This window comes from Acidovorax sp. HMWF029 (assembly GCF_003060895.1).
Taxonomy (GTDB): domain Bacteria; phylum Pseudomonadota; class Gammaproteobacteria; order Burkholderiales; family Burkholderiaceae_C; genus Acidovorax.
Window position 1 is genome coordinate 2,966 of sequence record NZ_QAIH01000284.1, and the last position, 7,841, is coordinate 10,806.

A 7,841-nucleotide genomic window follows, 5' to 3' on the forward strand; every position below is an offset into this window, starting at 1 on the left:
GCAGCGGGTTGAAGCCGGTGACCAGCCCGGTCGCCACCAGCACCAGCGCGCCGCCCCAGAGCATGCCCGGCCCCAGGGCCTCGCCAAGAAAAACATGGCCCCAGGCCACGCCAAACAGCGGGATCATGAAAGCCGAGCTCATGGCCGCCACGGGCGAGACATGCTGGAGCACCCGAAGGTTGAGCCAGTAGGCCAGGCCTGAGGTCACGATGCCCATCACCGCCACAGCGGCCAGTGCCCCGGGCGTGAAACGCGCTTCAGGCAGGCTCCACGCAGCGCCTGGCAGCAGCAGCAAAAGGGCAGCAGCATGAATGCCTGCCGCAATCGACAGCGGGGACATGCGCTGGGTGGCACGTTTCATCCAGGTGGTCGAGATCCCATAGCAGGCCGATGCCGTCACGCAGGCCGCTGCCGCCAGCAACAGGGCGGGCGTGGGCTGCACGGGGCCCAGCTGCACGATGAGCGCCACACCTGCAAAGCCGCAGACACACCCCAGCCACTTGCGCGCGCTCAGCGTGTCTTCCTTCATCCAGGCGGCGGCGATCACGCCAAACGGCACGGCCATGGTGTTGAGCAGCGAGCTGTAGCCTGCAGGCAAATGCAAGGCCGCCCAGGCGTACAGCAAAAAGGGCAGGGCGACGGTGAGCGTACCCAGCCCGAACAGCTCGCGCCAGTGGCGCCAGGGCCAGGATTCGTTGGCGACCCGCATGATGCCGATCAGCGTCAGCGTGGCCAACCCAATGCGCAGGGCCGCCATCACGTTGGGGCCCAGCACGGGGCTGGCAATGCGGATAAAGAGAAACGAGGCGCCCCAGAGGGCAGATAGCAGCACCAGCTGCAGGAAGTAACGGGTTTTCACCGCCTGGATTGTCGGGCACCGGGGTGAAGGGCGGCCTCTTGCATGCGCAAGAAATTCAGGCGAAAAATGCCGTTTCCGCGCGTCCAGTAAGCATTGAATGCTATTGTTTTTGTGGCACTGCGCCTTGTAGCCTTGGTGACAGCGCTGCTGGAAGAACCTGCTGGGCAACAGTGGCGTTGTTTGATTGCTATGCTATTGATAGCTATCAGGGTATGGTGGGTGCGCGGTGGGCCCCAAAAAAGCTTGAAATCTATGCCCAGTGGGCCGGGTGGAGGTGGCTCCGTCGCCTGGCCTGGCCGTGACTGATTTACTTGCGTACTTCATCGACCATGGCGCGGAAGTCATCGATGTCTTCAAAGCTGCGGTAGACACTGGCGAACCGGATGTAGGCCACCTTGTCGAGCTTCTTGAGTTCGCGCATCACGAGTTCGCCGATGCGGCCAGAAAGCACTTCGCGCTGGCCCAGGTTCAGCAACTTTTCTTCGATGCGTTCGATGGCACTGTCAATTTGCTCGGTGCTCACCGGGCGCTTGCGCAGCGCCAGGTTGAACGAGGCCAGCAGCTTGCCCCGGTCGTATTCAATGCGGCGGCCATCCTTCTTGACGATGGCCGGGAAACTCACCTCCGGCCGCTCGTAGGTGGTAAAGCGCTTGTCGCACGCTCCGCATTGGCGACGGCGGCGGATGAAGACCCCATCCTCAGACACCCGTGTTTCAACGACTTGCGTTTCGAGGTGGCTGCAGAAGGGGCACTTCATGGCGTCGTCTGGGTACCAACCTTAGCGGTAGACAGGGAAGCGTGCGGTCAGCGCATTGACCTTGGCACGCACAGCGGCGATGTTGGCTTCATCGCGGGGGTTGTCCAGCACGTCGGCGATCAGGTTGGCCGTGATGCGGGCTTCTTCTTCCTTGAAGCCACGTGTGGTCATGGCGGGGGTGCCAATGCGAACGCCGCTGGTCACCATTGGCTTTTCAGGGTCGTTGGGGATGGCGTTCTTATTGATGGTCATGTGGGCGGCGCCCAGCACGGCCTCGGCTTCCTTGCCGGTGATGCCCTTGGCGCGCAGGTCCACCAGCATCACGTGGCTTTGTGTGCCACCCGACACGATGCGCAGGCCGCGCGCCGTCAGCGTCTCGGCCACCACCTTGGCGTTCTTGGCCACTTGCTCTTGGTAGGCCTTGAACTCGGGCTGCATCGCTTCCTTGAAGGCCACGGCCTTGGCCGCGATCACGTGCATCAGCGGGCCACCTTGCAGGCCGGGGAAGATGGCGCTGTTGATGGCCTTCTCGTGCTCGGCCTTCATCAGGATGATGCCGCCACGGGGGCCGCGCAGGCTCTTGTGAGTGGTGGAGGTGACCACGTCGGCGTGGGGCACGGGGTTGGGGTACACACCGGCGGCGATCAGGCCAGCGTAGTGGGCCATGTCCACCATGAAGATGGCGCCGATTTCCTTGGCGACCTTGGCGAAGCGGGCGAAGTCGATGTGCAGGCTGTAGGCAGAGGCACCGGCCACGATCAGCTTGGGCTTGTGCTCGCGGGCCTTGGCTTCCATGGCGTCGTAGTCAATGGCTTCGTCCTTGTCCAGGCCGTAGCTGACCACGTTGAACCATTTGCCCGACATGTTCAGTGGCATGCCGTGTGTCAGGTGGCCGCCTTCGGCCAGGCTCATGCCCATGATGGTGTCGCCGGGCTTCAAGAAGGCCAGGAACACGGCCTCGTTGGCCGATGCGCCGCAATGCGGCTGCACATTGGCGGCATCGGCGCCGAAGATCTTCTTGACGCGGTCGATGGCAAGTTGCTCGGCCACATCCACATGCTCGCAGCCACCGTAGTAGCGCTTGCCGGGGTAGCCTTCGGCGTACTTATTGGTGAGCTGGGTGCCTTGCGCCCACATCACGGCGGGGGAGGCGTAGTTCTCGCTGGCGATCAGCTCAATGTGGTGTTCTTGCCGGGCGTTTTCGGCCTGGATGGCGGCAAAGAGTTCGGGGTCGGTTTGTTCGACAAGAATATTGCGGTCGTACATGGTTTGGCAGTCCTAAGAACTTGTGTCCCTTGAAACAAGGGCTGCCCAGGCGAACGGCTGAACGCAGCGGGTGGACCCCGTGCGGCACGCTTCCCAGTGGTTCACAAGGGGCAGGCCCTTGCCGGTTTCCACGTCAGCGGCAGCACCCGGTGTGAGGGATGCCGCGCCTATCGCCAGTCGCGTACTTCGCTAGTGTAGCCGACGCGGCAGCAGATCCCTCAGAGGCCTGACAGCAGGGCCACCTTATCGGCGGTCGCTCTGGGCGCAGCCGGGGGAGCTGCGGCAGGAATGCTTTGCGCTGGCGCCTGGGTTGACAGCGATGGGGGAGTGAATGGAATGGCCCGGCCGTTCGCGACCTGGCGCAGGCGGAAATGCTCTGCCATCACCTTGGCTGCGTAGCCGCCATCGTCGGGCATGTTGGCGGCACCCACGTAGTAGCGCAGGCCGCCTTCGACGGAGCCAGCGCGCGCAATACATTCCTGCAGTACCTTGACGCCTACGCGCAGGTTGCTCACCGGGTCGAAGGCCGCAAAGTGGCCGCCAAAGCTCTGGTACTTGTCGGTGTGCACGCGGGTCATGACTTGCATGAGGCCCTGGGCGCCCACGGCGCTTTCCGCAAAGGGGTTGAAGCTCGACTCGATGGCCATGATGGCCAGGATCAGCGTGGGGTCGATCTTGGCGCGTGTGCCGATCTCATAGGCCTCGGCCACCAGCACGCTGAGCGGCTCAGGCGCCACGCGGTACTTCTTGCTGAGCCAGAAAGCCACTGCGGCCTGTTCCTTGGGCAGGTCCTTGGGGTTGGCTGCGGTGGCGCGCTCGCTGGCTTCGGGCTCGATGGGCATGCCCAGCATTTCCACCTGGCGGGCTTGCAGCCAGCCCATGAGGCGCTCTTCGCCAGCCTGGCGCAGGTCGGGCCGGGCAGTAAGGGCAATGATGATGAAGGCAACGGCCAGGCCGATGAGGGCAAAGCTGTTGTGGGTGATTTCAAGAAAACCTTCGGTCACATCGGCCGCGAAGGTTCGCACGCCGGAGACTATTTTTCCTGACGCTGTCATAGCTCTTCCTTTCTGAGGCGCAACGGGAGTTTGGAGCAGTCGTCATGACTGAACCTTCCCGGCAAGTCGCCTGGATTGGTACGCCATCAAGTCCGGGCTGCACGTCTGTGGAGTGCTTGTTGCCTGGGTTGACTTAGCCGGGTTCGGCAGCGGGTTGGGGTTTTTACTAGCCCGTTTTTGGGGCTGGCGGATTCTAGAAGCTCTCTAAATGCATAGTCAACACTAACAATTCAATTTTTTAGATGTTTTGGTTGTAAAAAATCTGTGAAAAATCACAGTTTCTGAGGGCTTTTGGGGGTGAGAAGTTGCCTGGTGCGGGTGGTGGTTGTGACACCCTCATGTCAAATTCAATCGGTGTTCTTGCTGTCATTGAGAATCCGATTTGAGCTTGGAGGACGGCTTTGGTAAGGTGGAGGCGCCTGTAGTTTTCAGGCATCGCCAGACGAAGCGAAATCTCCCTCCGAGGGCATTCAGTGCCAAGGTGCAGCAGATGCCGCTTTCAAGGCAACCCCCTGGAGGCAATCCCTTGCCTCCTCGCCATGCGGACCTTCATCTCCGCATCGCGACCGATGGCAAAGACCGTTGTGTCAGCCGTCAAGCCCGGCGGGCAGGCCATGAGGCTCTGTTCGTCGGGCTTTCTTGTTTGCGCTGCACCCTTGGGATCCTCTGCACAAATCACCGCGCCGTGTGCATCTGCGGTCTCGGGCGGTCTGCGGCGTTGCAAATATCCGCAATAGCCAAGGCTATTGCGAGTATTTGCGCCTTGCAGCCCATTCCGATCCGCAGCGCCCACTTGCCGCTCGATTCCTGCAGAGGATCCCTTGGCGATTGGGCATTGGCGTCTATATATAGATAATGGGGGCTGTCCCTGGTGGGGCGACTGTCGCCCGTAGTGGGGTGTGGCTCCCATGGAGGGGGCGCAGCCTGTTGGCTGCTTGTCCAAGCCTCGTGCCAGATCACCTGTTGAAGGTTGGTGTGGTGCACGCAAAGGCACCCGCTCAGAACCCGGTGAAAATAGCCCCTTTGTTGCCCCGGCACGCATGCAGTGCGTTTGCTGTGGCTGGTGCTCTTTTGGCAATGCGCCAGGGGGCGCCTTCGTTATCCATTGGATCCATGTTTCCATTTTTTTCCCGCAGCAAAATGTCTGACGCACCTGAAGTGAATCCGGCCCCGGCCAAAACCCAAGAGCCGCATCCGCTCGACGCGCTGACCGGTGGCGCTTTTTCTGCCGCCACGTCTGGCGAGCGCGCCTCCCGCATCCGTGAATGGCTGGCCACCCAGCCTGCGCCTGAGCAGCTGCAGGAAGTCTTCAAGGAACTGAGCGGACGCGACAAGGGGGCTGCTCGTGCTGTGCGCGAGCGCCTGGATGAAATCCGCCGTGCCAAGGGGCAAGAAGCGATCGCAGCCGAATGGGCCGACAAAGCCCAGGCGCTGTTGGCCGCCCCCAAGCTCAATATTGCAGATGCCATGGCTTGGCAGCGCGATGCGGCCAAGGCCGGTGCTCCCTTGTCGCGTGAACCGCTGTCGTTGCTCAAGGTGCAGATGGCCGACCGTGTGAAGGTCATCGAAGACCTTCAGCACCGCGTGCAGGTGCAGCGCGAAGCCGCTGTGCTTCTCGCGCAACGCATTGAAGTGCTCTCAACCAAGCCTTGGCGCGATGCCCATGCCGCACTCGAGTTGCTGCGCGTCGACGTTGCGCGCTGGCAGGAGCAGGCCCAGGAGCTGACGGGCGACGCCAACTGGGTGAGCGTGGAAGCCCGCTTCCCGCCTCTGCTGGATGCTTCCCGCACCCAGTTGCTGGTGGTGTGGGAGGCATTCCAGCCCGCCGTGGCTCAGGCTGCAGCTGCCGCCGAAGACGCTTCAGCGCCTCTGCCACCCGTGCCTGTGTGGGCCGATGAGCTGCGTGCAGCGAGAGGTCTGCCTACCGAAGCGGCTGTTGCAGCGGCTGCAGCCAAGCCTGCGCGTGCCGCCAAACCCAAGGTGGCCCCCGAAGTGGTGGAGAAGGCTGTACAGGTGGTGCGCGAAGCCCTGACGACGCTTGAGAAGGAAACTGCCGAAGGCCATGGCAAGGCCAGCGCCGGTGCTGCAGCCTCCCTGCGGGCCGTGCTCAAGGTGCATGGCAAACACATCGACAACGTGCTGGAGCAGCAGGTGCACACCGCACTGGTGGCTGCGGGTGAGCTGGAAGGCTGGCAACGCTGGAGTGCCGACCAGGTACGCGAAGACCTCGTCGCCAAGGCCGAGGCATTGCTCAATCGCCCCGAAGGGCAGGCCCTTGGTGGCCGCAAGATGCAGGAGACCCTGCGCAATTTGCGGGATCAGTGGAAACAGGCCGACCAGGGCGGCGCCCCCAACCACGCCTTGTGGAAGAAATTTGACGAGGCCTGCAACGCCGCGCACAAGGTCGTCGAGGCCTGGCTGGACAAGATCCGCACCGAGGCTGCTGAGCACAAGGCGCAGCGCCTGGCGCTGATTGAAGAGGTGAAGGCCTGGGCGCAGGAACATGCCGCATCGACCGACTGGAAGGGCATCAACCGCGCTCTGTACCAGTTTGGTGACCGCTGGCGCGAAGGTGGCCACGTGGGAGAAAAGTTGTTTGCCGAACTGCAGCCGCAGTGGAAGCAGGCTATTGCCCTGGCTGCGGCGCCGCTGGAGGCCGCGCAAAAAGACAGCCTGGCCCGCCGCCACGCCATGATCGATGAAGCGACGACGCTGGGTGCAGCACCCACGCTGCGCATCGACGCCGTCAAGGCCCTGCAGCAGCGCTGGCAAGCTGAGGCGCAGTCCGTGCCGCTGGATCGCAAGCACGAACAAAAGCTGTGGGACGCGTTCCGCAAACCCATTGACGAAGCATTCAATCGCAAGTCGGCCGACCGCGAAAAGGCTGCCACCGAACTGAGCGCACGCGACCGTGCTGTGCTGGATGCCTCCAAGGCTCTGGAGGCCGCCAATGCCACGGGCGATGCCCAGCAGATCCGTGCTGCCGTTCAGGCGCTCGAGGCTGCATTGCGTGGCCAGGCCCAGGCGGCTGAAGCGGTGGCTACTGCGCAAAAGGCGGAGGCGGCACAAAACGCTGCGGCGCCTGCAGAGCAGGCTGGTGGGGGTGATGCCCCTGTGGCGGATGCCGATGCGAGCGGGGCAGCCGCTGATGGCGAAGCTGCGGCACCTGTTGCCGCCCCTGTTGCGCCTCCCAAGCCAGCCCGCCCCGTGGTCGCTGTGCGTGGCGACGATCGACCTGGCATGAAAAAAGACGCACCAGCCGCCCCTGGCCGTGGTGCGCGGCCGGGTGACCGCCGCGATGGCCGTCCTGGCGACCGTGACATGGGCCGTGGCCCGCGCGCCGAAGGCCGTTTTGGTGACCGCAATGACCGTGGCGGCCGCATGGGCGAGCGTCCTGCTCACGAAGACCGTGGTCCCCGCCTGGGCGATGCGGCTTTCCGGGCACAGCGCGACGCCATGGAGCACGCCCAGCTGGCACTGAAGAAGCTGGCAGCCCAGGCCCATGGTGAAATCCTGACCCAGTTGCTCGCCGCGTGGGACAAGCGCGATCCATCCCAGGTCCCCAGCGCACAAGACCTGGGTGGCCGCGTGACGGCGCCCGTGCGTGCCGCATGGGCTCAGGCACTGTCTGCTGCGCCCCACGGCGATGCATCCGAGGCGTTGCTGCGCCTGGAAATGGCGGCGGAGGCTCCCACACCTGCGGAGCACATTGCTGCTCGGCGCATGTTGCAACTTCAACTGCTGACGCGCCGCAACGACCCGTCCCCAGCCCAGACCTGGGGTCAGGATGCTGCCCGCGTGCTTGCAAGCGCCAGCGATGCCTCCAGCGCCCGGCGTTTGCAGAATGTTCTGAAGACGCTGCTGCGCAAGCAGTAAAAGAAAGAAGGTGCGGCTCGGGTGGCCC

General features: G+C 63.4%; 5 protein-coding genes and 1 riboswitch. Of the genes, 1 reads left to right on the forward strand and 4 read right to left on the reverse strand.

All coding sequences use genetic code 11. The annotated features are described in order from the left end of the window. The 4 genes from DBR12_RS19640 to DBR12_RS19655 all read right to left on the reverse strand — a co-directional run. On the reverse strand, positions 1–868 hold an 868-nt coding region (locus DBR12_RS19640; RefSeq protein WP_108618789.1), incomplete at its 3' end, for a DMT family transporter. A gap of 298 nt (positions 869–1,166) precedes the next feature. Beyond that, positions 1,167–1,616, reverse strand: coding sequence for a transcriptional regulator NrdR (nrdR, locus tag DBR12_RS19645; RefSeq protein ID WP_108618773.1), 450 nt, complete (start codon positions 1,614–1,616; stop codon positions 1,167–1,169). Positions 1,617–1,637: 21 nt separating this feature from the next. Next, positions 1,638–2,882, reverse strand: coding sequence for a serine hydroxymethyltransferase (gene glyA / locus DBR12_RS19650; RefSeq protein ID WP_108618774.1), 1,245 nt, complete (start codon positions 2,880–2,882; stop codon positions 1,638–1,640). Between the two features lie 36 nt (positions 2,883–2,918). Continuing rightward, positions 2,919–3,073: riboswitch (ZMP/ZTP riboswitch) on the reverse strand. A 27-nt stretch (positions 3,074–3,100) separates the two neighbouring features. After that, positions 3,101–3,937 (reverse strand): lytic transglycosylase domain-containing protein, encoded by an 837-nt coding sequence (locus DBR12_RS19655; protein WP_108618775.1) that lies wholly within the window; start codon positions 3,935–3,937, stop codon positions 3,101–3,103. 1,113 nt (positions 3,938–5,050) lie between these two features. Between DBR12_RS19655 and DBR12_RS19660 the strand changes: the two genes are divergently transcribed. Beyond that, a complete protein-coding gene (locus tag DBR12_RS19660; RefSeq protein WP_108618776.1) occupies positions 5,051–7,813 on the forward strand; it encodes a DUF349 domain-containing protein in 2,763 nt (920 codons plus the stop codon). Positions 7,814–7,841 lie beyond the last annotated feature (28 nt).